Raw genomic sequence first — 23,585 nt, 5'->3', positions numbered from 1 at the left:
TGCAGCAGGAAAGGTGCCCAAACGGCCCAAACCTCGCCACCGGTCAACAGCCAGTATCGACAGCCACCATGGGTGGCGTCAACGCGGTGCGCGCTTGCGGCGGACTGGATACCGGGTCTGTTTGAGCCAGCGCAAGAGACGGCAACTTGCAGCAAGCAGGACCGATCATCAGCTCTCAGGGTTTCACCGACTCCAGGGTGAACTCCGGCCCGATCTTGAACACCCCGCTGACCCGCGCGCAGGGCACGCCATCGGCGCGCACCAGGCCCTGTGCAAACACCAGCGAACGCGTGGCGCGCAGCAGCTCGGCTTCGCCCTCCACCCAGCAGCCAAGCGGCGCCGGAGCCAGGTAATCGATCTGCAGGCTGATGGTGGGCAGAAAGCGCATGCCCACCGTGCTGTCCTTGCGGTGCACCGAGAGCGGCAGCAGCATGTCGCAAAAGCTCGCCATCATGCCGCCGTGCAGGTTGTTCATGGGGTTGACGTGGCGGCGCTCCACCCGAAAGCCGAACTTCACCACGTCGCCCTGGTGCAGCAAATAGAGCGGCCCGTTGCTGTCCATGAACGGGCCGCCCGCCTCGATGGGGCTGAACCCCGCCGGAATCTGTACTTCAGCGCTCACCGGGCCTCCCTCTCGATGTCTTTCTGAAAATCGGCCGGGCCTGCGCGTTGGCACCATGCATCGGTTCGCCAGAAAACCGACAAAAGTCTTCGGTCATCTGCGCTGGCGCTGAAGGCTGGCCGGTCATTCGGAAAGTGTCGGTGAAGGCGCTTGTCAGCGGCTGTCTCCGAGGTGCCATCGCCCTGCCCAAGCGGCCTCCACGAAGCTCAAGCGGGGGCAAAGCGGCTGCGCAGGTAGGCGATGATTTTTTCGGAATCGTAGAGCCAGCGGCTGGAACCCGCAGCATCGGTGATCTTGAGGCAAGGCACCTTGGTCTGGCCGCCGCCCTGGAGAAGCTCGGTTCGGGCCGGGCCGGCGTGCTGCGCATCCACCTTGGTGATGTCAAGCGACAAGCGCCGCATCTCCTGGCGGGTCTTGATACAGAAAGGACAGGTCTTGTACTGGTAGAGCGCCAGCCCACGGCACGCGGCATCCACCGACGCCTGCTCGGCGCTTGTGCGCACGACGCCTTGCGGCCGCGTGAGCGCTTCCTTGAGCAGCATGACGGGGCCCAGCAGGACGCGCAAGGTTCTAAAAAAATAACGGACAACAGATTTCATCGTGGGATTTCAGTGGATGGCCGGTACCCTGGACGAGCAGCGGCAGGACAGGGAAGTCATCGGGACTGGGGCAGCCGCAGCGCCCCCAGGCGATGGCGGTCAGGACCGCTGGCGCAGCGCCTCGTACAGACAGACACCGCTTGCCACCGAAACGTTCAAACTCTCTACCGCGCCGCGCATGGGAATGCTCACCAGCTCGTCGCACGTCTTGCGCGTGAGCTGGCGCATGCCTTCGCCCTCGGCGCCGAGCACCAGCGCCACGGGGCCTTTGAGGTCCGCCTGGTAGAGCGTGCGCGGCGCATCGTCGCTGGTGCCAATGATCCAGATGTTGCGCTCCTTGAGCTCGCCCAGCGTGCGCGCCAGGTTGGTGACCATGAAGTACGGCATGGTCTCGGCGGCGCCGCTGGCCACCTTGGCCACCGTGGCGTTGATGCCGGCGGCATGGTCCTTGGGGGCGATCACCGCGTGGGCGCCGGCGCCATCGGCCACGCGCAGGCAGGCTCCCAGGTTGTGCGGGTCGGTCACGCCGTCGAGCACCAGCAGCAAGGGGTTGACCGTGCCCTTGGCCTCCAGGTCTTCGAGCAGTTCGTCGAGCGATGTGATCTGCGCCAGAGGCTGCACGCGCGCGGCCACGCCCTGGTGGCCGTGGCTGCCGGCCAGCTTGGCGATGCGCAGGCTGTCGGCTTCGATCAGGCGGGCCCCCGCCTCGCGCGCCCGGTCGAGAAACTGGCGCATGCGGGCATCGCGCCGCGTGGCCTCGTAATAAATTTCGACAATGGATTGCGGCGCCGTCTTGAGGCGCACACCGACGGCGTGAAAGCCGAAGAGAACTTTGGGGCTGGACATGGGGAGATTATCCGGGCGGCGGATAAACTACATTTTTCATAGCTGCAAGCGCTTACCCCATAAGCGCTAGAGGCCAAAAAGACTTTAAGTTTTTACCACTGCTCCGGCTTCAATGGTGATGCTGGTGTCACAGCGCTCGGCAATGCCGCGGTCGTGGGTGACCAGCACCAGCGTCGTCCCCTGCTCGCGGTTGAGGCGGAACATCAGTTCCATGATGGTCTCGCCGGTGGCGAAGTCGAGGCTGCCGGTGGGCTCATCGGCCAGCAGCACCGAGGGCTGCACGACAAAGGCGCGCGCCAGCGCCACCCGCTGCTGCTCGCCGCCCGAGAGCACCTTGGGATAGTGGTTCAACCGCTGCGCCAGGCCCACGTGCGCCAGCATCTCCTGCGCCGCACGGCGGGCACCCGGCCGGTTGGCCAGTTCCAGCGGCAGCATGACATTCTCCAGCGCCGTGAGGTTGGCCATGAGCTGGAAGCTCTGGAACACGAAGCCCACCTGCCGGGCGCGCAGCGCGGCGCGCTCGTCTTCGTCCAGGGCAAACAGATCCTGCCCGGCCAGGCGCACCGTTCCGCTGGTGGGCGTATCGAGCCCGGCGATGAGGGACAGCAGTGTGCTCTTGCCCGAGCCCGAGGCCCCGACGATGGCCACGGTGGCACGCGGTGCCACGGTGAAATCGATGTCGCGCAGGATCTGCAGCGTGCCGGTGGAGTCGGTCACCGACTTGCACAGCTTCTCCACGGCAATAATGGGTGTGGAGAGTGCGGAGGGTTCAGACATGAAAGGCCCCGGGTTTTGAATTGCAGCATGCATCGACGCGACTTTATCTCGGCTGCGCTCGCAAGCGCCGCTGCGGGGCTTTGGCTGCCCGCACACGCCGCAGCCGGCGTTCAGGCACGCACTGTGCTGGTGGTGGGCGATTCGCTCAGCGCCGAATACGGCATTGCCCGCGGCAGCGGCTGGGTCGCACTGCTGGAAGCGCGCCTGGCGAAGGGGAAAACCCCCTGGAAAGTGGTGAACGCCAGCATCAGCGGCGACACCACGGCAGGCGGGCGCTCGCGCATGGCCGCACTGCTGCGCCAGCACCAACCGACCGTCGTGGTGATTGAACTCGGAGGGAACGACGCTTTGCGCGGCCTGCCGCTACAGAGCACCGCGGACAACCTGCGCGCCATGGTGCAAGCCGCCAAGGCGAGCGGAGCCCGCGTGCTGTTGCTGGGCATGCAGGTACCGCCGAACTATGGGCAAAGCTATGCGCGCAAGTTCGCTGACGTGTTCGTGGACGTTTCGCGCGAGCAGCAGACGGCGCTGGTGCCGTTCCTGCTCAAGGGCATTGCCGACGGGCCCGATGCCAGCAGCCAGTTCCAGGCCGACCGCATCCACCCGCGCGCAGAGGCGCACCCCCGCATGCTGGAGAACGTCTGGCCAACGCTGGAGCCACTGCTGCGTTAGGAAGCTGTGGGGTTCTGGCTGTCGGCTGGCGCTGGCGCATCTCCATGGGAGTACGGCGCATCTGCGCCACCCTGCCGCGCTCCCGTGGCCTTAGCACGCAATTTGTCTTCCTTTTTCTTCTTTTTTGCAAGCTCGCGCTGGCGCTTCTCGTATCCGTAGTTGGGTGTTGCCAATGTGTGTGCCTCTTAAATGAACGGCCACTGTAACAGGCGGCCTGCATGCCCCTACTTTCACGCCGGGGTAGGCAGCCGCGCAACGGCTGCACGGTACGCGTGCCAGCTGGCATGGCCGAGCAGCGGCCCCACCAGAACAAGGCCTGCGCCCCAAGCCATCAGGGAGAGCACCACCAGCGCGGTGATCAGAAAGCCCCACCAGAGCATGACGCCGGGGTTTTCCACGACCACACGGATACTGGTGATGGCAGCGTTGAGCGCGTCAATGTCCCGATCCAGAACCATGGGGATAGACACCACGCTGGTAGCAAACACCAGAGCAGCGAATGCCCCACCCACCGCGGTGTACACAGCGACAAACGTCCAGTTCTGTGGATTGAAAACTGCCTGCACGACACCCGTGGTCGAGGGCATGCCGGTATTGAAAAATACAGCAAACACCACCAGCGAAGCGCGCCCCCACAGCAGTTCCAGCACGATCAGCACCAACACCAGCATGCCCATGCTGCCCAGATGCCGGTCCCAGCAGGTCAGCGAATGCGACAGGCCGACCGCAAGACCCGCCTCACGCCGGCGGCTGGTGTCGTACAGGCCCATCGCCATGAACGGCCCCACCAGCAGGCAGCCGCTGGCAAGCGACATGGCGTACTCCGGCCGCGTGCGAAACACCCAGCCCAGCAGCAGCGCCATGAGCCAGAAGCAGATGCCGTAGAACGCTGCAATGCCAGGCGCCGCCCACAGGTCGCGGCCAGCGGCACGCAGCCAGCGCAACGGATCGGAAAAATGCAAGGGCTGGAGGACGACAACAGGCGCCGCGACTTCGGACGGCGCGGCAGGCAAAGGAGCAGGAGGCATCAGGCGGGGGGGTCGAAACCCACGAGGCCAAGCGCCTGCGGATTCAAAACCACAAATTAAGTAGGGAATTTGCATCCTCCTGCAAAACCGGCGCCAAGGCATCGTGGAAAACACTGCCCCTTGCCACTCCCCTCTGCCCACTCCCTCCTGCTACCACCCCCCGCAAGAGCCAGTCTGGCTAGCGGTCCAGCGTCTGCAGCGCCTGCGCGAGGTCGGCGCGCAAGTCGGCCACATCTTCCAGCCCCACGGAAAAGCGCACCACCGTTCCCGCAGCAAGGTGCGCTGGCGCACGCTTGCGCATGCTCGCGATGTCGTAGGGCACCACCAGGCTGATCGGGCCGCCCCAGCTGTACCCCAGCTTGAACAAGCGCAAGGCATCGCAAAACGCATCCACCTGCGCCTGGCTGTAGCGCGCATCCAGCACCACACTGAAAATACCCGCCGCAGCGCCCTCGCCAGCATGGGCGGCACCGCACAGCGATTGCCAATGGGCATGGCCGGGCGAACCTGCCAGCGCGGGGTGGAGCACCTGCGCGATCGCCGGCTGTTCTGCCAGCCACCGCGCCAACGTGCGCGCCGCCTTGTCGTGCGCCCGGTAACGCAGGCCCATGCTGGGGAGTGCTCGCAAAATGGTTTCTACGTCGTTGGCGCCCACCCCCAGGCCCAGGTGCATGTGCGCCAATTTGAGCCTGAGATGCACAGCCGGCTCGCGCGTCACAATGCTGCCCATGAGCACGTCGCCACCGCCGCTGGGGTATTTGGTCAACGCGTGCGCGCTGACATCCACCGCCAGAGCGCCGCTGGCATCCCGCAGCAAATCGAAAGGCGAAAACGCCAGGCCCGCACCCCAGGTGTTGTCGAGCGCGGTGAGCACGCCACGCTCCCGGCACAGGCGCACCAGGCCCACGAGATCAGGAAACTCCAGCGTGACCGAGCCCGGCGCTTCCAGCCAGACCAGCCGTGTGGTCGGCCCGATGCGCTGCGCCAAGTCGGCCAAATCCATGGGGTCGTACACCGCATGGCGCACGCCAAACTGGGCCAGCAAGGACTCGGTCAGCGCGCGATTGGGGCCGTAGGCGTTGTCGGGCAACAGGACCTCGTCCCCTGTGCGCAGCAGCGCGAGCGACACCGTGCTGATCGCCGCCAATCCGCTCGGAACGAGCAGGCACTGCGCACCACCTTCCAAGGCGCACAAGCGCTCTTCCAGAAGAAAGGTTGTCGGTGTACCGTGCAATCCGTAGGTGTAGCCGCTCTTGTCCTTCCACTCGCGCGCGCGCATGGCGGCGACGTTCGGAAAAATGACGGTGGAGGCTTTGTGCACCGCCGGCTGCGGCGCCACAAAGCCGCCGGGCGGCTGGTAGGCGTGGTGAATGAGCCGGGTGTCGAGCGCCGATTCTGGTGTGTCGGGGAAGGCGGTAGGGTTCATGCGCGCATCCTAGCGCGCACTGCATGGCAGCGCCGCTCAGCTTTTGCCAACCACCAATTCGTTGTCAACCGATTTGACGCCTTCGACACTCTGGGCCAAGGTGCTCGCCCGGTCCTTGGCGGCCTGGCTGGGCGCCGGACCGCTCAAGCGAACCGCGCCGCCCTTGGTGTCCACGTCGATCTTGATGGCGCTCAGTTCCGAATCCTTGGCCAGTGCGGCGGAAACTTTCGCCGTAATAGAGGCGTCCTCGGCCAAGGCGCCTGCCGAGTGAGCGGCATCTTTCATCGCGTCACCGGCCTGGTTGGCAGCACTTTCAACCTTGCTGGCGCCTTGCTCCAGCTTGTTTTCGGTGGCTTTGAGCGCCTGGTCGGCCTTGGCCTTGGCGTCCTCGGAGGCTTGATCGGCCTTTTGCACGGCTGAGTCAAGCTTCTGCCCCACGGTAGGGGACTCTTGCGCCTTGTCGCATGCCGCCAGCCCGAAAGAGAATGCGGTGACAGCAATGATGGCGGAAAGACGTGCCAGCACACTGGAAGAGGGAGTATTTTTCGTCATGGGGATGTCCTCAATGCCTACAGATGCTGCGTACTGTAGGCACGCTGGCGACACGGCCGCGTCAGCGACGGCCCAATGCGCTGTAGGACCAGGCCGCAGCAAGGCCTTCCAGTGGCGCGCTTTCGCTGCACCGCCGGCTGGCGCAAAGAAGCGGCCCTTGCAGCAGATCGCCCACGTTACACTTCGGACCAGCCCCTTCCCTATCTTCCGTGTCCGATACTGCGCCCCCCTCCCTCGTTGACCTGCGCGCATTGCGTTTGGATACGGCCTTGGCGTTGATCGGGCAAGGCACCGACCAGCCAGCGCCTCTGCCGCATGCGGCCGCAAGCCCGACCGCTTACCTTCAGACGGTGGTCGACTCCTTGTGCGAGCTCTCCTTGCGCGACCCTCTCTCCGGCCTGGCCAACCGCCGCCACTTCCACGCGGCACTCGAGCGCGAGGTGGACCGCGTGGCCCGCTCCGGGGAAGCGGCCTTGCTGATGATGCTCGACATCGACCATTTCAAGCGCGTCAACGACACCTATGGCCATGTGGCGGGCGACCGGGTATTGCAAGTGGTCGCGCGTACATTGGCCAGTTGCGTCCGCCCGATGGACACCTTGGCGCGCTACGGCGGCGAGGAATTTGCCATTGTGCTGCCCGCCTGCCAGGCGGAATTTGGCCGTGCCGTCGCCGAACGCATTCGCCGGGTCGTGGCGGCCACACCCATCAAACTGGGCCCCAACACGACTTTGCATGTCACGCTGAGCATTGGCGGCGCCTTTGCGCTGCAATGGATACGCTCCACCACCGGCCTGTGGACGAATCGGGCAGATTCTCAGCTCTACCGCGCCAAATCCGAAGGCCGCAACCGCGTCTGCATTGAAGAACAACCCAGCAGTACCGTCAGCGCAGAAGAAAAAAACCTGCTGTTCGCGCCGCTCTACACTCCTTCTGGATGGGGGGAGTTGCCCCCGATGAACTCCAGCGACAGCGCCTACTGAAATGACAGACACCCCCCTGAGCGGCCTCGCCACTTCAACCTTCTCCCGCATCGCTGCGCGCGGCGGGAAGGGTGGCGCCGCCGGTGCAGCAGGGCGGCCCGTGCGCGGCGGCCCTGGGCCAGGTTGCAGCAGATTGCCATGCTCCTGCAAGCGCACGCCACAATCGATCACTGAAAGCTCACGATGAGCGAAGCGCCATCCTCCCCTTCGTCTGCCCCAGGCCCGGCGCCCGGCGCCAACAGCACGCCGGGTGCGCGCATCATTGCGATCACCAGCGGCAAGGGCGGCGTTGGCAAGACCTTTGTCTCCGCCAATCTGGCGGCGGCGCTCACCCGCCGCGGCCAGCGCGTGCTGGTACTGGACGCCGACCTGGGCCTGGCGAACCTTGACGTGGTGCTCAACCTCTACCCCAAGATCACGCTGCACGACGTGTTCACCGGCAAAGCCAACCTGGACGACGCAGTCATCACCGCCCCAGGGGGCTTTTCGGTGCTGCTGGCGGGCTCCGGCATGGTCGAGTATTCGCGTCTCACCCCCGAGGTGCGCAACCAGTTTCTGAGTGTCATCCAGACGCTCGCGCCGCGCTACGACGTGATCCTGCTCGACACCGGCGCCGGCATTTCCGACGTGGTGCTGTTTTCCGTGTCGCTGGCATCCGAAGTGCTGATCGTGGCCACGCCTGAGCCGACCTCCCTCACCGACGCCTACGCTGCCATCAAGGTGCTGGCGATGCAGCAAAAGCGCCAGCATGTGCGCCTCATCGTCAACCAGGCGGCCCGCCCCGGCGATGGCCGTGCCATTGCCAGCCAGTTGCAGCAGGTGCTGGACCGCTTCGTCACCACCGAATCGGGCAAGCCCATGCGGCTGATGCACTTGAGCGACATTCCGGTGGACCCCAGTGTGCGCGAGGCCGTCATGCGGCGCCAGTTGCTGCTGCTGCAAATGCCGGGCTGCCCCGCGGCGCTGGCCATCTCGCAACTGGCAGGCAAGGTCGAAGAAGCGCTGCTGCACCGCGCGCCATAGTGCGCTTCTGTGCGCCGAACCTACACCACGCACAGGCTCTACGCAAGCATTGCATTCAGCGCCTCTGCGCTGCGTTAGAGTGGCTTTACCCCATACCGCACCAAGGAACCGCATGCGCACCCAATCTACTTCCGCATCTCGCCCCAAACGCAGCGCCCACCCAACAGCACCGGCAACAGCTCCGCGCCATTTTGCAATCGTGGGTGCCGGGATGGCAGGCGTGGTCTGCGCTCGCACGCTGGTGCAAGCTGGCCATGAGGTGTCGCTGTTTGAAAAAGCGGCCCGTCCCGGCGGACGCATGGCCAGCTTGCAAACACCGTTTGGCAGTTTTGATGCCGGCGCGCAATACTTTACCGTGCGTGATGCGCGGTTCGAAGAGGTGTTGGCCACCGTACCCCAGGTATGCCGCCCCTGGGGTGCCAACGCCATCCGGGTGCTCGACGCCGCAGGCCGCGTGGCGGCAGCCAGCCTGCCGGTGTCAGAGCCGCACTGGGTGGCCTGCCCCGGCATGGAAGACCTGGTGACCGCCTGGGCGCAGCCACTGGTGCAGGCCGGACGTCTGCACACCGAGCAACGCGTCAACAGCATCGAGCACGACCGCGTACAGGCGCGCGGCTGGCAAGTGCGCACCAGCACGAGCGACGGTGGAGCGCAGGTGTTCGCTGGTTTTGACGCCGTGCTGCTGGCCCAGCCAGCCGAGCACGCCGCCGCCTTGCTGCGCGCCAGCAACCTCGATGCCGGCCTGGCCGCCGCGGTGGCCGACGTGCGCACCGCCCCTTGCTGGACTTTGATGCTCGCCTACCCCCAGGCCGTGCGCCCGGGGCTCACCACGCTGGGGCCGCAATGGAGCGCCGCGCGCAGCACCCACCACCGCGTGGCCTGGCTGGCGCGCGAATCGTCCAAGCCACGCCGCAGCGAAGTCGAGCGCTGGACGGTGCAGGCCAGCCCCGAATGGTCGCGCGAGCACCTGCACGACGATGAGCAGCGCGTCAAAGGCAAGCTGCTCAAGGCGTTTGCCGAAATCACCGGCATCCACGCCGAACCCGACTACGCCCACGCCGTGTGCTGGGAGCAGGCGCAAACACTGGAGCCGCTCGGTTGCAGCCATGTCTGGAACGCCGCCGAAGCGCTGGGCATGTGCGGCGACTGGTGCCTGGGCCACCGCGTGGAAGACGCGTTTATCTCCGGGCTGGAGCTGGCGCTTGCCGTGGCGTAAAAGAGCGCCGACGAAGTCTGCACGCACGCATCGATCACGAAAACCATTGCCCTCTCTGAGCATGGTCGCCTACGTGGGCCGCTTTGCCCCCTCCCCCACCGGCGTGCTGCACGCAGGTTCCCTGGTAGCGGCGCTGGCCAGCTGGCTTGATGCGCGCGCCGCTGGCGGCCGCTGGCTGGTGCGCATCGAAGACGTGGACACCCCCCGCTGCAGCCCACAAGCGGGTGAGACCCTGTTGCGCCAGCTCGCCGACCTCGGCCTGCAGGCCGACGAGGCGCCGCGGTGGCAGTCGCAGGACACCGCCGCCTACCAACAAGCGCTCGACGCGCTGGTGCGCTCGGGCCTGGCCTACCCTTGCGCTTGTTCGCGCGCCGACATTGCTGCGGCGCACGCGGCGGCGGGTCGCATCCCGACGCGCCACCACCCCCTGCCCTACCCCGGTACATGCCGCACCGGCCTGCAGGGCCGTGCACCGCGCGCCTGGCGCTTTGCCTGTGAAAAATATTGGTCAAAATGGCAGTTAACGCAATGTGGACAAGCGCGAACAGCTAGTTTTTCAATAGCAAACAACCTGCTGACATGGACCGACCGCCGCCTGGGCTTGCAAACGCAGAACGTGCCCACCGAGGTGGGCGACTTCGTCCTCCAGCGCGCCGACGGCCTGTGGGCCTACCAGCTCGCCGTGGTGGTGGACGACGCCGCCCAGGGCATCACCCATGTGGTGCGCGGCGAAGACCTGGCCGACAACACGCCGCGCCAGATGCTGCTGCAGGCGGCGCTCGGCCTCCCCACCCCGCGCTATCTGCACACGCCGCTGGTGCGCGGTGCCGACGGCGAGAAACTCTCCAAGCAACATGGCGCGCCACCGCTGGACACCTCTGCACCGCTGAAAGCGCTGCAACGCGCAGCGGAAACCTTGGACTTGCCCCCTGTTCCAACGCAAACCCGCGTCGCGGATGCACTGGCACACTGGGTGATGGCCTGGCGCGCTCTCTACAATCCCACCCCGTGACACCACACGTTCCAGATACTGCAATCGTCGGCGCTCCGCCTGGCGTTGCCTATCCCAAAACCATCAAGAGCTTTGTGCGCCGTGCTGGCCGCACCACAGCGGCGCAGGCGCGGGCCTTTGAGAGCCTGGGCCCGCAACTGCTGGTGCCCTACCGGGAATCAACGCTGGAGCCAGCCGCCGTGTTTGGGCGCAGCGCCCCGCTCATCCTGGAGATCGGCTTTGGCATGGGCGAGGCCACGGCCCACATTGCCAGCGTGCGGCCGCAAGACAACTTCCTTTGCTGCGAAGTGCACGAGGCCGGTGTGGGGGCCCTGCTCAAGCGCATTGCCGAGCAGGGGCAGACCAATATCCGCATCGTCCAGCACGACGCCGTCGAGGTGCTGGAGCACATGGTCGCGCCCGGCAGCCTGGCCGGCGTGCACATTTTCTTTCCCGACCCCTGGCACAAGAAAAAGCACCACAAACGCCGCCTCATCCAGCCCGCTTTGGTGGCGCGGCTGGCCTCGCGTCTGGCGCCTGGCGGCTATTTGCACTGCGCCACCGACTGGCAGCCTTATGCCGAGCAAATGCTGCAAGTGCTCTCTGCCGAGCCGCTGCTGACCAACACCGCACCAGGCTACGCGCCGCAACCGGCCTATCGGCCGCTCACCAAGTTCGAGAACCGCGGCCTGAAATTGGGGCATGGGGTGTGGGATTTGGTATTTTTGCGCCACGCCTGACGCAAAGGAGCTCTTGCCTTGACCATTTCCCCGATCCTGCAAAACCTGGTGGAAATGACCGGGCACCGCGACCACTTGCGGCTCGAAGTTTCGGTGCTGTCCACGCTGCAAGAGTTGGCTGGAATTCTGGACGTGCGCGCGCTGGAGGTGTTTTCCTGCAATGACGCACTGCACGTGCGCCCGCGCACCTGGCTGGAGAACGGGCGCTGGTTGTCGGCCACCATGGACGCTGCACACGACCCGCACCGGGTGCCACTCAGTGAACTGCCCGCGCTGCAAGAGTGCATTGCCCGGCATGAGGGCAGCGCGCAATCGACCCTGGGCAAGGGGCGCTACCGGCTGTGGCTCCCGGTCTGGGCGCAGGACAAGGTGACGAGCTGCCTTGAAATCACCCAGTCGCGCCCGTTCTCGGCGCAAAAGCTCCATGTCATTACCGGCATCCTTCAGGTCTACCAAAATTACCAAAGCCTGCTCGACTACAGCGAGCGCGACGCGCTGACCGGCTTGCTCAACCGCAAGACTTTTGATGAGCAGTTTGCCCGGCAAGCCGGTAGTGCGCCGTCCGAGACGCGGCCCCATCTGCGCCCCGATGGCACCATGGACCCCCGCGCGAGTCCAACGGCAGGCACCCAGCATTGGCTGGCGGTGGTGGACATCGATCACTTCAAATTGGTCAACGACCGCTTTGGCCACTTGTACGGCGACGAGGTGCTGATCCTGGTGGCCAACATTCTGCGCAACTCTTTTCGCAGCCACGACCGCATTTTCCGCTTCGGTGGCGAAGAGTTCGTGGTGCTGCTGCGCTCGACCACGCTGGAGACAGCGCACCGCGTCTTCAATCGCTTTCGCACCTCGGTGGAGTCGTACCCGTTCCCCCAGGTAGGCCGGATCACGGTGAGCCTGGGCTTCGTGTCCACCGACACCGGTGCCCCCGTGGAAATATTGGGCAAGGCCGACCAGGCGCTGTACTACGCCAAGGAAAACGGCCGCAACCGCGTGTGCTACTACGACGACCTGATCAGCGGCGGCCAACTGACGGCCAAGGTGAGCAACGAAGACGTCGAGCTTTTCTAAGCTGATTTTTAGGGTTTTTGGCCCTCAGCGCTTATCCATGCTGCGTCAAGCGCTATATTTTAAATAGCGCCTTCCAACACCGCCCGTGGCCGGCGGCCAAGCCGGCGCCACGCCGTTTTACAGGCGCGCCTCGACCCAGCCCGCCACCGATGCCAGGGCGGCAGGCACGCCCGCCGCATCCGTACCGCCCGCCATGGCCATGTCGGGCTTGCCGCCGCCTTTGCCGCCGACTTGGCTGGCGACAAAGTTCACCAGCTCGCCGGCTTTGACGCGGCCCATCGCGTCCGGCGTCACGCCAGCGGCGATCTGCACCTTGCCGCCCTCGACGGCTGCGAGCACGATGGCGGCCGTCTTCAGCTTGTCCTTGAGCTTGTCCATGGTGTCGCGCAGCGTCTTCGCGTCGGCGCCGGGCAGTACGGCCGCCAGCACCTTGAGGCCCTTGACCTCCACCGCCTGGCCGAGCAATTCGTCGCCCTGGCTGGAAGCGAGCTTGCCCTTGAGCGCGGCGACTTCCTTTTCCAGCGCGCGCGCATGCTCCAGCGCCTGGCCGATGCGGCCGGTGAGTTCGGCCACGGGCGACTTCAGCACGCCGGCGGCCTGGTTCACGGTGTCTTCCAGGGTTTGCAGATACGCCAGCGCGTTGCTGCCCGTCACCGCCTCGATGCGGCGCACGCCAGCGGCGACACCGCTCTCGCCCACCACCTTGAACAGGCCGATGTCGCCGGTGCGCTGCACGTGGGTGCCGCCGCACAGTTCGCGGCTGCTGCCGATGTCGAGCACACGCACCGTTTCGCCGTATTTTTCGCCAAACAGCATGGTGGCGCCGGTCTTCTGCGCCGATTCAATGTCCATCACCCGCGCCTGCGTCGCCTGGTTGGCCAGAATTTCCTGGTTCACGCGCTGCTCGATGTCGCGGATCTGCGCGGGCGTCACAGGCGCGTTGTGCGCAAAGTCGAAGCGCGTGCGCTCGGCGTTGACCAGGCTGCCCTTTTGCTGCACATGGCCACCCAGCACTTCGCGCAGCGCCTTGTGCATGAGGTGGGTGACCGAGTGGTTGCGCATGGTGGCGGCGCGCACTTGCGCGTTCACCTGCGCCTGCACGCTGTCGCCGACGTTCAGGCTGCCTTCGGCGAGCGTGCCGTGGTGGCCAAAAACGTCGGCGCGGATCTTCTGCGTATCGTCCACCGCAAAGCGGGCCGAACCGCTGGTGAGCACCCCCTGGTCGCCCACCTGGCCGCCGCTCTCGGCATAGAAAGGCGTGCTGTTCAACACCACCACGCCATTCTGACCCGTTTTTAGGGCCGCAGCGCTTGTCCCATCTACGTAGATAGCTACGATTTTTGCAGTTTCCGAAAGCTGCTCATATCCGGTGAACTGGTTCACCTCGCCGGCATAGTCGAGCGCCTTGTCCATCTTGAACTTGCCGGCGGCGCGGGCCTGGGCTTTTTGCTTGTCCATGGCGGCGTGAAAGCCGGCCTCGTCCACCGTGAGGCCGCGCTCGCGGCACACATCGGCAGAGAGGTCGAGCGGAAAGCCATAGGTGTCGTGCAGCTTGAAAGCCACGTCGCCCGGCAATTGCTGCACCCCGCCCTGCAAGGCCGCATCCAGGATGTCCATGCCCGTGGCCAGCGTTTCAAAGAAGCGCTCTTCCTCGGCCTTGAGCACCTCGGTGATGCGAGCCTCCTGCTCGCGCAGCTTGGGGTAGGCGTCGCCCATCAGAATTGCCAGGTCGGCCACCAGCTTGTGGAAGAACGGCGTCTTCTTGCCCAGCTTGTAGCCGTGGCGGATGGCGCGGCGGACGATGCGCCGCTGCACGTAGCCGCGCCCTTCGCTGCCGGGAATGACGCCGTCGGCCACCAGGAAAGCCGTGGCGCGGATGTGGTCGGCAATGACCTTGAGCGAGGGGTTGGCGAGGTCGCCGCAACCCGTCTCGCGCGCGGCAGCCTTGATCAGCGCGTCGAACAGGTCGATTTCGTAGTTGCTGTGCACATGCTGCAGGATCGCGGCCAGGCGCTCCAGGCCCATGCCGGTGTCCACACAAGGCGCGGGCAGCGGCGTGACCGAGCCGTCTTCGGCCATGTCGAACTGCATGAACACGTTGTTCCAGATTTCGATGAATCGGTCGCCGTCTTCGTCCGGGCTGCCCGGAGGGCCACCGGGGATGTGGTCGCCGTGGTCGTAGAAGATTTCGCTGCAGGGGCCGCAGGGGCCGGTGTCGGCCATCATCCAGAAGTTGTCAGACTTGTAGCGCCCGCCCTTGTTGTCGCCAATCCGGATGACGCGCTCGGGCGGCAGGCCGATCTCCTTGGTCCAGATGTCGTAGGCCTCGTCGTCCTCCTGGTACACCGTGGCCAGCAGGCGCTCGGGCGGCAGCTGGTACACCTCGGTCAGCAACTCCCAGGCCCATTTCAGCGATTCCCGCTTGAAGTAGTCGCCAAAGCTCCAGTTGCCGAGCATCTCGAAGAAAGTGTGGTGGCGCGCGGTGTAGCCCACGTTCTCCAGGTCGTTGTGCTTGCCGCCAGCGCGCAGGCAGGCCTGGACCGATACCGCCCGTTTGTAGGGCCGGCTGTCGGTGCCCAGGAACACATCCTTGAACTGCACCATGCCCGAATTGGTGAACATCAGCGTCGGGTCGTTGCCGGGCACCAGCGAGCTGGAAGGCACGATGGTGTGGCCCTTGGACACAAAAAAATCCAGAAAGCTCTTGCGAATGTCGGCAACGGAAGCGGGGCGTGTCATGGGGTGGTTCTCGGCGGAAGGATCAAGGGGGCGACGCGCGCTGCGCGCAGGCGAGACAACCCGTAATTTTAAAGCGATGCCAGGCGATGCCGGCTTTTCGGTCTGTCACGGTGGGCGACGGCACACACGGCCACCATCCAGGGAAAACCCTTGTATGCATTTTGATATCTTTCTAATATATTTGCTGCATACGTGATTTCCTCCTGCGCACGCAAGCGCCGTTTTCCTCCCCAAATTCTTCAGTCCCGGAGTCCTCATGAGCAATCCCCGCTGGCAAGGCATCTTCCCCGCCGTCACCACCAAGTTCCACGCCGACGAGAGCATTGATGCGCAAGGCACGGCCCGCCACATCGATTTCCAGATCCGCAATGGCATCCATGGCCTCGTCACCTGCGGCTCGCTGGGCGAGTTCAGCACGCTGACGCTGGAAGAAAAGCTCGAAGTCACGCGCATTGCCATAGAAACTTCCAAGGGCCGTATCCCCGTGCTGGCCAATGTGTCGGAAACCTCCACCCGCGAAGCTCTGCGTTTTGTCCAGGGCGCCAATGCTCTGGGTGTAGACGGTTACATGGTCATGCCCTCGGTCATCTACGTGGCCGATGCGCGCGAAGCCATCGCCAACGTCCGAGCCATCGCCGAGGCGGCCAAGAAGCCCGTCATGGTCTACAACAACCCCATCGCTTACCGCGTCGACCTCAAACCCGAGCACTTCGCCGAGCTGGCCGATTGCGAATGGGTCGTGGCCATCAAGGAAAGCTGTGGCGACATTCGCCGCATCACCGACCTGCGTCTGGCGCTGGGCGACCGCTTCCAGCTGTTCCTGGGCGTGGACGACCTGGCCTTTGAAGGTCTGGCGCTGGGCTGTGACGGCTTGCTGGCAGGCGTGGGCTGCACTTTCCCCCGTGAAACCGTGGCCTTGTACGAGCTGATGAAGGCCGGCCAGTACGGCGAAGCCCTCAAGCTCTACCAGTGGATGACACCGCTGTTGCACCTGGACGTATCCGCCAAGCTGGTGCAAAACCTCAAGCTGATTGACCTTCTGGCGGGCACGGGCACTGAGCACATGCGCCTTCCCCGCATGCCCCTGGTGGGCGAGGAGCGTGCATTCATCGAACGCATCGTGAAAAGAGCGCTGGAGACGCGCCCGGCCAAGTACCAGTCCATCGCCTGAAGCTCGGCGGGGTGATCAGCGCTTCACCAGTAAAAGCATTTCTAATGAAAGCTCTAAAAATGAATGCTGACCGAATACTGTCTGTATCCTGAAAGATTCTCAACGAAAGGATTTCCGATGAAATTTGCCATTTCCAGTACCGCGGTCCTCGTCGCCCTCGCCTTCGCCGGCCCGGCCCAAGCGCAGACCCAGGTCGTCACCATCGGCCACAGCGGTCCGCTCTCTGGCGCCAACGCCTTTGCTGGCAAGGACAACGAGAACGGCGTGCGCATGGCGGTGGAAGAACTCAACGCCAAGAAGATCAAGGTCGGCGGCAAGACCCTTGAGTTCAAACTCGACTCCGAAGACGACCAGTGCGACGCGCGCTCGGGCGTCAGCGTGGCACAGAAGTTCGTCGACGATGGCGTGAAATTCGTCATGGGCCCCTACTGCTCCGGCGTGGCCATTCCGGCATCGCGTGTCTACAGCCAGGGCGGCACCATGGTGTCCACCGTGGGCACCAACCCCAAGGTGACCGACAACGGCTACAAGAACCTGTTCCGCATCATCGCCAGCGACACGCAGATCGGCTCGAACATGGCCACCTACGCCGCCAACGTGATGAAGGTGAAGAACGTCGCCGTCATCGACGACCGCACGGCCTTTGGCCAGGGCGTTGCCGACGAATTCTCCAAGGAAGCCAAGAAGCTGGGCCTCAATATCGTCGGCCAGGAATTCACCACCGACAAGTCGACCGACTTCCTCGCCATCCTGACCAACCTCAAGGCCAAGCAGCCCGAAGCCATCTTCTTCGGTGGCTACGCTCCGCAGGCAGCCCCCATGGCACGCCAGATGAAGCAGTTGGGCATGAAAGCCAAGCTGCTCGGCGGCGACACGCTGTGCAGCCCGGAAGTGGGCAAGCTCGGCGGCGATGCCGTGAACGACACCGTGTTCTGCGCCCAGGGCGGCACCATGCTGGACAAAATCGACGCTGGCGCAGCCTTCAAGGCCAAGTACAAGGCGCACTTCAAGCGCGATCCTGATGCCTACGCCGCCTCGTACTACGACCAGACCATGCTGATCGGCAACGCCATGGAAAAGGCCGATTCGATTGATCCCCAAAAGGTCGGTGCATACATGTATGCCAACAGCTACAAGGGCGTTGCGGGAACCTACGCGTACGATGCCAAGGGCAATCTGAAGCAGGCCCCCATCACCGTCAGCACCTTCCGCAACGCTGTGCCCGTGCCACTCGCCAGCTATTGAGTACTGTAGAAATTAACGGTCGTCTCCAACCCCGGTGATTTACGGGGTTTCATGGCCTGCACGATCTGCAGGCCATTTTTTTGGATTGTTTCCATGCAACGCATCAAGATCATCGACTCCCATACCGGCGGCGAACCCACGCGGCTGGTGGTGGACGGCTTCCCCGACCTGGGGAATGGCAGCATGGCCGAGCGCCGCGCTCTGCTGGCGGCGCAGCACGACCAGTGGCGCACCGCCACCGTGTTGGAGCCTCGTGGCAACGACGTGATCGTGGGTGCCCTGCTGTGCCCGCCCGTGGATGCGCGCAACGCCGCCGGCGTGGTGTTCTTCAACAACAGCGGCTACTTGGGCATGTGCGGGCACGGCACCATTGGCCTCGTGGCGTCGCTGGCTTATCTGGGCCGCATCCAGCCGGGTGTGCACGGCATCGAGACACCCGTGGGCACGGTGCAGACCACGCTGCACGACGACGGCTCGGTCAGCGTGCGCAACGTGCCGGCCCGCCGCCTGCACCACCATATGACATTGCAAGTGCCGGGCTATGGCCCGGTGACCGGCGACGTGGCCTGGGGCGGCAACTGGTTCTTCCTGGTCACGGCGCACCAGCAGCGCGTGGAGAGCAACAACCTCGCCACGCTCACCGCCTTTGCCCTCGCCGTACAAAAGGCGCTGGAGGTGCAAGGTGTGCGCGGCAGCGACGGTGGCCTGATTGACCACATCGAGCTGTTCGCCGACGACGCGCAGGCCGACAGCCGCAACTTCGTGCTCTGCCCCGGCGGCGCCTACGACCGCTCGCCCTGTGGCACCGGCACCAGCGCCAAGCTTGCCTGCCTGGCGGCGGACGGCAAGCTGCAGCCCGGCCAGGTATGGCGCCAGGCCAGCATCATTGGCAGCCAATTCGAAGCCAGCTATGCCATGGAGGGCGACCAGCTCATCCCCACGCTGCGCGGCCGCGCCTTCATGAGCGCCGAAGCCACGCTGCTGATCGAGCGGGACGACCCGTTTGGCTGGGGCATTCAGCTCTAAAGCCCGCATGACCACTTACGACGTGATCGTCATCGGCGCCGGCATGGTCGGCGCGGCCTGCGCCCATGCCCTGGCCAATGCGGGCCAGCGCGTGCTGGTGCTCGACGCGCGCCTGGGCGGCGCCACCAACGCCGGCATGGGCCACCTGGTGGTGATGGACGACAACCCGGCCGAACTGGCGCTCAGCCAGGCCTCGCTCGCCCAGTGGCACACCTGGGCGCCGCGCATGGCAGCCGAGGCGCCAAGCACTGCTTTCACACAATGCGGCACCCTGTGGGTCGCGGCCGATGCAGAGGAAATGCAAGAGGCCGAGCACAAGCGCGCACGCCTGCAGGCCCATGGCATTGCTTGCGAACTGCTCAGTGCCCGCGAATTGGCCGCACTGGAGCCCGTGCTGCGCCCCGGCCTGCATGGCGCCCTGCGGGTAGGCGGCGACAGCATGGTCTACGCCCCCAACGCTGCCGAATGGCTGCTGGGCCGTGCCGCAACCCCTATCCAGGTCGAGGCACTGCACGCCAGCCGCATTGAAGGCCGCCGTGTGCACTGCAGCGACGGCAGCGTGCGCGACGGCGGCGCCGTGCTGCTGGCCGCTGGCATCCATGCCACGCAGTTTTGCCCCGAGCTGCCCATACGCCCCAAGAAAGGGCACCTGGCGATTACCGACCGGGGCAGCGCCACCGTGCGCCACCAACTGGTGGAGCTGGGCTACGTCAAAAACGCCCACCAGACCGAAGGCACCTCCGTCGCCTTCAACCTGCAGCCCCGCCCCACGGGCCAGTGGCTGCTGGGATCATCGCGCCAGTTCGACACGCTGGAGCCGGCCGTCGACAACGCCGTGCTGGCACGCATGCTGCGGCGCGCTATCGAGTACGTGCCGTCACTGGCCGAGCGCAACGCGATCCGCACCTGGACAGGTTTTCGCGCCGCCACGCCGGACGGTCTGCCCATCATCGGCCGGCACCCAGAGCGCGAGCACCTGTGGCTGGCGGTAGGACACGAAGGCCTGGGCGTGACCACGGCCCCCGCCACGGCCCGTTTGATTGCCTCCAGCATGCTGGGTACGGCGGCGCCCATAGACCCGGCGCCCTACGCAGCCACCCGGTTTGTGCAGGAGTGCGCCGCATGAAAAACACCGCAGCGATGGTCGAAGTGCAGGTGGGTGCGGCGCGTGTGCTTGTGCGCGTGCCCGCAGGCAGCAGCGTGGCCGCCGCCCTCGCGCAGCAACCACCGGGCTGCACGCGCCTGTCCGTCAGCGGCCAGTGGCGCGCACCGCTGTGTGGCATGGGCGTGTGCCACGAATGCCGCGTGCTCATCAACGGCCGCGAGCGCCTGGCCTGCCAGACGGTCTGCGAGGACGGCATGCACATCACCACCAGCGCCTCACAACCCGCAGGTGCAGCATGACCATGACAACACCCACACGCTGCGACCTGCTCATCGTTGGCGCTGGCCCGGCCGGCATGGCGGCGGCGCTGGCGGCGGCGCCGAGCGGTATGCGCATCGCCGTCGTGGACGACAACCCCGCGCCCGGCGGGCAGATCTGGCGCGATGGCCCCGGCGTGCAACTGCCGCCGCTGGCACGCCAGCACCGCCAGGCTTTGGCGCGCCACACCAACATCGAGATCCTGAGCGGCACCCGCGTGGTGGGCCTGGGCGACCGCGCCAGCGCGGACGACGCAGCCGCCCTGATTCTGGAGAACGCCACGCGCGGCTGGACGCAGCACGCCAGCCGCCTGATCCTCTGCACCGGCGCGCGCGAGCTGCTGCTGCCCTTCCCCGGCTGGACGCTGCCCGGCGTCACCGGCGCAGGCGGCCTGCAAGCCCTCATCAAGGCAGGGCTGAACGTGCGCGGCCAGCGCATCGTCGTTGCGGGCACCGGCCCGCTGCTGCTGGCGGCAGCGAACACGGCGCGCAAGGCCGGCGCGCAGGTGCTGCGCGTGGCCGAAATGGCGTCCTGGGGCGCCCTCGCCGCCTTCGCTGCGCAACTGGTTCGCTGGCCTGCCAAGGCCTGGCAGGCACCCACGCTGCTGCACCCCGGCCTGCGCGCCAACGCCCAGGTACTGGAGGCACTGGGCAGCACCCAGGTGGAAGCCGTGCGCCTGCAGCGCGGCAACACCGTGGAGCAGTTGGCGTGCGAGCGCATCGCCTGCGGCTTTGGCCTGGTGCCCAACACGCATCTGGGGCAAATGCTGGGCTGCGCCATCGGTGCGCGCAACGGCCTGCAGGTCGATGCACTGATGCAGACCACGGTACCCGGCATCTACGCCGCCGGTGAATGCACGGGCTTTGGCGGCAGCGAACGTGCGCTGCTGCAAGGCGCCATCGCGGGCCATGCCGCAGCGGGCGAGTCCGCAGCAGCGCAAGCCCTGCAACACCCGCTCGCGCACTGGAATGCGTTTGCCGATGCCCTGCACCGCCACTTTCCGCTGCGCGCCGAGGCCCTCGCTGCCCTGCCCCGGCCCGACACGTTCGTCTGCCGCTGCGAAGACGTGGCACACGGCGCGCTACGGCAGCGCAGCAGCTGGATCGACGCCAAGCTGCACACGCGCTGCGGCATGGGTGCCTGCCAGGGCCGCATTTGCGGGGCGGCCGCGCAAGTGCTGTACGGCTGGACGCCGCAGCCCGCGCGGCACCTGCTTTCCCCCGCACGCATCGCCACACTGGCCGACGCCGGCAGCGAACCCACTCACGAAAGTGTTCCTCAGATATGACCTCTGCGTCCGCCGATTCCCCCGCCATGGTGCAGGTTCCCGAAGCGGAACTGACAGGCATCGTCCAGAGCGCCCTGGCGCGCATGGGCCTGAGTGATGCCCATGTCCAAGCCATCGCCAAGGTCATCGTCTCCGGCCAGCGCGACGCCTGCCAGTCGCACGGCGTGTACCGCCTAATCACCTGTGCCGATGCTGTGCGCGCGGGCAAGGTACGGCTCGATGCAGAGCCCACCGTGCGCGCTACCGGCAGCCCCATCGTCCAGGTGGATGCGCAGTTCGGCTTTTCACCGCTCGCCTTCGAGCGCGGCCTGCCGGCGTTGGTCGAGGCCACGCGCCGCCACGGCCTGGGCGCCCTCGTCATTCGCCATTGCTTTCACTTCTCGGCCCTGTGGCCCGAGATCGAAGCCATTACCGCGCACGGCCTCGCGGCCCTGGCCCTCACGCCCAGCCATGCCTGGGTGGCGCCCGCAGGCGGTAGCCAACCGCTTTTTGGCACCAACCCCATCGCCTTCGGTTGGCCCCGCCCCGGCCCCAATCCCTACGTATTCGACTTTGCCACCAGCGCCATCGCACGCGGCGACCTGGAACTGCATCGCCGGGCTGGCCAGTCGCTGCCCGAAGGCTGCGGCGTGGATGCCGATGGCGAGCCCAGCACCGACCCTGTCGCCGTGGCGCGCGGGGCGATGCTCGCCTTTGGCGGGCACAAGGGATCGGCGCTGTCCACCATGGTGGAGTTGATGGCGGGCGCCCTGATTGGCGACTGGACCAGCCGCGAGTCGCTCACGTTTGACGACGGCGCAGGCGTGGCGCCATGCCACGGGGAACTGGTGCTGGCCTTTGATCCCGCCACTTTTGCAGGTGGCGACAGCGAGGCACAAACGGCGCGCGCGGAACAGCTGCTGGACTCCATCACCGCGCAGGGCGCGCGCCTGCCTTCGCAGCGGCGCTTTGCCGCCCGGGAGGCCAGTGCACGCCAGGGCATAGCAGTCCCGGTTGGGCTGTGGCATGACATCATGGCCTTGGCAGACCTACCATCCGACCAGGGAACACCACGATGAACATCGCCGACATGCCCACATCGATCCCAAGCGCCCTGCTGCCCAAACGGCGTGCCGCCGACGTGGCCTACGACACCATCGAAGCAATGATCTCCACGCTCGCGCTTCAACCCGGCAGCCCGGTGGTGGAAGCCGACATCACCGAACACACCGGCCTGGGCCGCACACCAGTGCGCGAGGCGCTCTTGCGCATGGTGTCTATCGGGCTGATCGTGCAGTTGCCACGCCGAGGGCTACAGGTATCCAACATCGACTTGGCCGACCATCTGGATGTGATCCAGACACGCCGCGCGCTCGAACGCCTGATCGCCTCCTGCGCAGCCCGCCGCGCCACCGCACCCCAGCGCGCTGCCATCCTGCGCTGCGGCGAGGCCATGGTGCAGGCTGCCGAGCGCGGCGACCTGGACGACTACATGCTGGCCGACCACCAGCTCGACATCGTCGTACACCAGGCCAGCCAGAACCATTCCGCCGTGAAGTGCGTGGCCCCGCTCATCGTGCAATGCCGCCGCTTCTGGTACGCCTACCAGCACGAGGGCGATGTGACCGAAGGCGCGCGTGCCCACATGCACCTGGCGCAAGGCATTGCCACCGGGAACGAAGCCCACGCCATGGACGGGGCCAACCAGTTGATGGACTACTTGGAACACTTTGCCCGGCGCATCATTGATCAATGACCGTACACCGCGTTTTCACGCCACAGAAAGCTATATTTTTGATAGCTATCAGCGCTTTCCAGTCAAGCGCTAGAACCAAAATTCATTCAGAACTTCTACCCTCTTGGCAAAGACCGCCTGCGTGACACCCGCCTGCGCTCTTTGTCTTTACCGTTTGCATTTTTCCCCGGAGTGAAACCCCCATGACCTCGCCTCTCGCCACCCTCAAAGACCCAACCCTCCTCAAGACCGACGCCCTCATCAACGGAGAGTGGATCGCCGGCGCCAGCCGCTTCGCCGTCCATGACCCCGCCACCGGCGCCAAGCTCGTGGACGTCGCCAACCTCGGCCCCCAGGATGCCCAAGCCGCCATAGCCGCCGCCAACGCTGCCTGGCCGGCCTGGCGCAGCAAAACCGCCAAGGAGCGCAG

At 65.7% G+C, this 23,585-nt stretch carries 24 protein-coding genes; 16 read left to right on the top strand and 8 right to left on the bottom strand.

The features are described 5' to 3' along the window. Positions 1 to 175: 175 nt before the first annotated feature. From AC07ZH_RS08715 to AC07ZH_RS08700, 4 genes are all read right to left on the bottom strand, one after another. Positions 176 to 622: a PaaI family thioesterase gene (locus AC07ZH_RS08715; RefSeq protein ID WP_495199398.1), complete on the bottom strand. Its 447-nt coding sequence runs from the start codon at positions 620 to 622 to the stop codon at positions 176 to 178. A 206-nt stretch (positions 623 to 828) separates the two neighbouring features. Next, a complete protein-coding gene (locus AC07ZH_RS08710) occupies positions 829 to 1,221 on the bottom strand; it encodes a glutaredoxin family protein (RefSeq protein WP_495199397.1) in 393 nt (130 codons plus the stop codon). A gap of 99 nt (positions 1,222 to 1,320) precedes the next feature. Next, positions 1,321 to 2,067: a 23S rRNA (guanosine(2251)-2'-O)-methyltransferase RlmB gene (gene rlmB, locus AC07ZH_RS08705; RefSeq protein ID WP_495199396.1), complete on the bottom strand. Its 747-nt coding sequence runs from the start codon at positions 2,065 to 2,067 to the stop codon at positions 1,321 to 1,323. 84 nt (positions 2,068 to 2,151) lie between these two features. Then, on the bottom strand, positions 2,152 to 2,844 hold the full coding sequence (locus AC07ZH_RS08700; protein WP_119107360.1) for an ABC transporter ATP-binding protein: 693 nt from the start codon (positions 2,842 to 2,844) through the stop codon (positions 2,152 to 2,154). Positions 2,845 to 2,871: 27 nt separating this feature from the next. Between AC07ZH_RS08700 and AC07ZH_RS08695 the strand changes: the two genes are divergently transcribed. Next, positions 2,872 to 3,516, top strand: coding sequence for an arylesterase (locus tag AC07ZH_RS08695; RefSeq protein ID WP_119107359.1), 645 nt, complete (start codon positions 2,872 to 2,874; stop codon positions 3,514 to 3,516). 230 nt (positions 3,517 to 3,746) lie between these two features. Here the strand turns inward: AC07ZH_RS08695 and AC07ZH_RS08690 are convergent, their stop codons facing one another. The 3 genes from AC07ZH_RS08690 to AC07ZH_RS08680 form a co-directional block, all read right to left on the bottom strand. Next, positions 3,747 to 4,544 carry a DUF2189 domain-containing protein gene (locus tag AC07ZH_RS08690; RefSeq protein ID WP_495199395.1) on the bottom strand — a complete coding sequence of 266 codons (798 nt, stop codon included), beginning with the start codon at positions 4,542 to 4,544 and terminating at the stop codon, positions 3,747 to 3,749. 178 nt (positions 4,545 to 4,722) lie between these two features. Further along, positions 4,723 to 5,970, bottom strand: coding sequence for a PLP-dependent transferase (locus AC07ZH_RS08685; protein ID WP_495199394.1), 1,248 nt, complete (start codon positions 5,968 to 5,970; stop codon positions 4,723 to 4,725). Positions 5,971 to 6,006: 36 nt separating this feature from the next. Next, positions 6,007 to 6,522, bottom strand: coding sequence for a BON domain-containing protein (locus AC07ZH_RS08680; RefSeq protein ID WP_495199393.1), 516 nt, complete (start codon positions 6,520 to 6,522; stop codon positions 6,007 to 6,009). Positions 6,523 to 6,731: 209 nt separating this feature from the next. On the opposite strand from AC07ZH_RS08680, the gene AC07ZH_RS08675 reads away from it, so the two are divergent. The 6 genes from AC07ZH_RS08675 (at position 6,732) to AC07ZH_RS08650 (ending at position 12,549) form a co-directional block, all read left to right on the top strand. Then, complete coding sequence (locus AC07ZH_RS08675) at positions 6,732 to 7,505, top strand: GGDEF domain-containing protein (protein ID WP_119107355.1); 774 nt, start codon at positions 6,732 to 6,734, stop codon at positions 7,503 to 7,505. A 183-nt stretch (positions 7,506 to 7,688) separates the two neighbouring features. Continuing rightward, positions 7,689 to 8,528, top strand: a complete 840-nt coding sequence (locus AC07ZH_RS08670) for a MinD/ParA family protein (protein ID WP_495199392.1) — start codon at positions 7,689 to 7,691, stop codon at positions 8,526 to 8,528. 112 nt (positions 8,529 to 8,640) lie between these two features. Continuing rightward, positions 8,641 to 9,744 (top strand): NAD(P)/FAD-dependent oxidoreductase, encoded by a 1,104-nt coding sequence (locus tag AC07ZH_RS08665; RefSeq protein ID WP_245960441.1) that lies wholly within the window; start codon positions 8,641 to 8,643, stop codon positions 9,742 to 9,744. A 61-nt stretch (positions 9,745 to 9,805) separates the two neighbouring features. Then, positions 9,806 to 10,756, top strand: a complete 951-nt coding sequence (gluQRS, locus tag AC07ZH_RS08660) for a tRNA glutamyl-Q(34) synthetase GluQRS (protein WP_495199391.1) — start codon at positions 9,806 to 9,808, stop codon at positions 10,754 to 10,756. Further along, positions 10,753 to 11,475, top strand: a complete 723-nt coding sequence (trmB, locus tag AC07ZH_RS08655; protein WP_495199390.1) for a tRNA (guanosine(46)-N7)-methyltransferase TrmB — start codon at positions 10,753 to 10,755, stop codon at positions 11,473 to 11,475. The genes gluQRS and trmB overlap by 4 nt, the downstream gene beginning before the upstream one ends. Before the next feature lie 24 nt (positions 11,476 to 11,499). Next, positions 11,500 to 12,549: a GGDEF domain-containing protein gene (locus tag AC07ZH_RS08650; protein WP_495199464.1), complete on the top strand. Its 1,050-nt coding sequence runs from the start codon at positions 11,500 to 11,502 to the stop codon at positions 12,547 to 12,549. Between the two features lie 117 nt (positions 12,550 to 12,666). On the opposite strand, the gene alaS is transcribed toward AC07ZH_RS08650, so the two are convergent. After that, positions 12,667 to 15,288 carry an alanine--tRNA ligase gene (gene alaS, locus AC07ZH_RS08645; RefSeq protein WP_495199389.1) on the bottom strand — a complete coding sequence of 874 codons (2,622 nt, stop codon included), beginning with the start codon at positions 15,286 to 15,288 and terminating at the stop codon, positions 12,667 to 12,669. A gap of 256 nt (positions 15,289 to 15,544) precedes the next feature. On the opposite strand from alaS, the gene AC07ZH_RS08640 reads away from it, so the two are divergent. The 9 genes from AC07ZH_RS08640 to AC07ZH_RS08600 all read left to right on the top strand — a co-directional run. Further along, positions 15,545 to 16,459, top strand: coding sequence for a dihydrodipicolinate synthase family protein (locus tag AC07ZH_RS08640; protein ID WP_495199388.1), 915 nt, complete (start codon positions 15,545 to 15,547; stop codon positions 16,457 to 16,459). A 117-nt stretch (positions 16,460 to 16,576) separates the two neighbouring features. Next, on the top strand, positions 16,577 to 17,704 hold the full coding sequence (locus AC07ZH_RS08635; RefSeq protein WP_119107349.1) for a branched-chain amino acid ABC transporter substrate-binding protein: 1,128 nt from the start codon (positions 16,577 to 16,579) through the stop codon (positions 17,702 to 17,704). Between the two features lie 93 nt (positions 17,705 to 17,797). Continuing rightward, positions 17,798 to 18,730, top strand: a complete 933-nt coding sequence (locus AC07ZH_RS08630) for a 4-hydroxyproline epimerase (RefSeq protein ID WP_495199387.1) — start codon at positions 17,798 to 17,800, stop codon at positions 18,728 to 18,730. 7 nt (positions 18,731 to 18,737) lie between these two features. Beyond that, positions 18,738 to 19,856 (top strand): NAD(P)/FAD-dependent oxidoreductase, encoded by a 1,119-nt coding sequence (locus AC07ZH_RS08625; RefSeq protein ID WP_495199386.1) that lies wholly within the window; start codon positions 18,738 to 18,740, stop codon positions 19,854 to 19,856. Next, positions 19,853 to 20,134, top strand: coding sequence for a 2Fe-2S iron-sulfur cluster-binding protein (locus AC07ZH_RS08620; RefSeq protein WP_495199385.1), 282 nt, complete (start codon positions 19,853 to 19,855; stop codon positions 20,132 to 20,134). Before AC07ZH_RS08625 ends, AC07ZH_RS08620 begins: the two co-directional genes overlap by 4 nt. Then, positions 20,131 to 21,441 carry an FAD-dependent oxidoreductase gene (locus tag AC07ZH_RS08615; RefSeq protein ID WP_495199384.1) on the top strand — a complete coding sequence of 437 codons (1,311 nt, stop codon included), beginning with the start codon at positions 20,131 to 20,133 and terminating at the stop codon, positions 21,439 to 21,441. Before AC07ZH_RS08620 ends, AC07ZH_RS08615 begins: the two co-directional genes overlap by 4 nt. Next, on the top strand, positions 21,438 to 22,499 hold the full coding sequence (locus tag AC07ZH_RS08610) for an Ldh family oxidoreductase (protein ID WP_495199383.1): 1,062 nt from the start codon (positions 21,438 to 21,440) through the stop codon (positions 22,497 to 22,499). Before AC07ZH_RS08615 ends, AC07ZH_RS08610 begins: the two co-directional genes overlap by 4 nt. Continuing rightward, positions 22,496 to 23,176: a GntR family transcriptional regulator gene (locus AC07ZH_RS08605; protein ID WP_495199382.1), complete on the top strand. Its 681-nt coding sequence runs from the start codon at positions 22,496 to 22,498 to the stop codon at positions 23,174 to 23,176. The genes AC07ZH_RS08610 and AC07ZH_RS08605 overlap by 4 nt, the downstream gene beginning before the upstream one ends. 182 nt (positions 23,177 to 23,358) lie before the next feature. Then, the coding region (locus AC07ZH_RS08600; protein WP_495199381.1) for an aldehyde dehydrogenase family protein at positions 23,359 to 23,585 on the top strand (227 nt) is incomplete at its 3' end.

This window comes from Simplicispira sp. GW247-4R2A (assembly GCF_059424465.1).
This window is presented reverse-complemented; position numbering and strand designations above follow the sequence as displayed.

Excerpts from the sequence above, each read along its gene's own strand:
- AC07ZH_RS08710 (WP_495199397.1), bottom strand. The coding sequence starts at position 1,221 with ATGAAATCTGTTGTCCGTTATTTTTTTAGAACCTTGCGCGTCCTGCTG.
- rlmB (WP_495199396.1), bottom strand. The coding sequence starts at position 2,067 with ATGTCCAGCCCCAAAGTTCTCTTCGGCTTTCACGCCGTCGGTGTGCGC.
- AC07ZH_RS08700 (WP_119107360.1), bottom strand. The coding sequence starts at position 2,844 with ATGTCTGAACCCTCCGCACTCTCCACACCCATTATTGCCGTGGAGAAG.
- AC07ZH_RS08695 (WP_119107359.1), top strand. The coding sequence starts at position 2,872 with ATGCATCGACGCGACTTTATCTCGGCTGCGCTCGCAAGCGCCGCTGCG.
- AC07ZH_RS08690 (WP_495199395.1), bottom strand. The coding sequence starts at position 4,544 with ATGCCTCCTGCTCCTTTGCCTGCCGCGCCGTCCGAAGTCGCGGCGCCT.
- AC07ZH_RS08685 (WP_495199394.1), bottom strand. The coding sequence starts at position 5,970 with ATGAACCCTACCGCCTTCCCCGACACACCAGAATCGGCGCTCGACACC.
- AC07ZH_RS08680 (WP_495199393.1), bottom strand. The coding sequence starts at position 6,522 with ATGACGAAAAATACTCCCTCTTCCAGTGTGCTGGCACGTCTTTCCGCC.
- AC07ZH_RS08670 (WP_495199392.1), top strand. The coding sequence starts at position 7,689 with ATGAGCGAAGCGCCATCCTCCCCTTCGTCTGCCCCAGGCCCGGCGCCC.
- AC07ZH_RS08665 (WP_245960441.1), top strand. The coding sequence starts at position 8,641 with ATGCGCACCCAATCTACTTCCGCATCTCGCCCCAAACGCAGCGCCCAC.
- gluQRS (WP_495199391.1), top strand. The coding sequence starts at position 9,806 with ATGGTCGCCTACGTGGGCCGCTTTGCCCCCTCCCCCACCGGCGTGCTG.
- alaS (WP_495199389.1), bottom strand. The coding sequence starts at position 15,288 with ATGACACGCCCCGCTTCCGTTGCCGACATTCGCAAGAGCTTTCTGGAT.
- AC07ZH_RS08640 (WP_495199388.1), top strand. The coding sequence starts at position 15,545 with ATGAGCAATCCCCGCTGGCAAGGCATCTTCCCCGCCGTCACCACCAAG.
- AC07ZH_RS08635 (WP_119107349.1), top strand. The coding sequence starts at position 16,577 with ATGAAATTTGCCATTTCCAGTACCGCGGTCCTCGTCGCCCTCGCCTTC.
- AC07ZH_RS08630 (WP_495199387.1), top strand. The coding sequence starts at position 17,798 with ATGCAACGCATCAAGATCATCGACTCCCATACCGGCGGCGAACCCACG.
- AC07ZH_RS08625 (WP_495199386.1), top strand. The coding sequence starts at position 18,738 with ATGACCACTTACGACGTGATCGTCATCGGCGCCGGCATGGTCGGCGCG.
- AC07ZH_RS08620 (WP_495199385.1), top strand. The coding sequence starts at position 19,853 with ATGAAAAACACCGCAGCGATGGTCGAAGTGCAGGTGGGTGCGGCGCGT.
- AC07ZH_RS08615 (WP_495199384.1), top strand. The coding sequence starts at position 20,131 with ATGACCATGACAACACCCACACGCTGCGACCTGCTCATCGTTGGCGCT.
- AC07ZH_RS08610 (WP_495199383.1), top strand. The coding sequence starts at position 21,438 with ATGACCTCTGCGTCCGCCGATTCCCCCGCCATGGTGCAGGTTCCCGAA.
- AC07ZH_RS08605 (WP_495199382.1), top strand. The coding sequence starts at position 22,496 with ATGAACATCGCCGACATGCCCACATCGATCCCAAGCGCCCTGCTGCCC.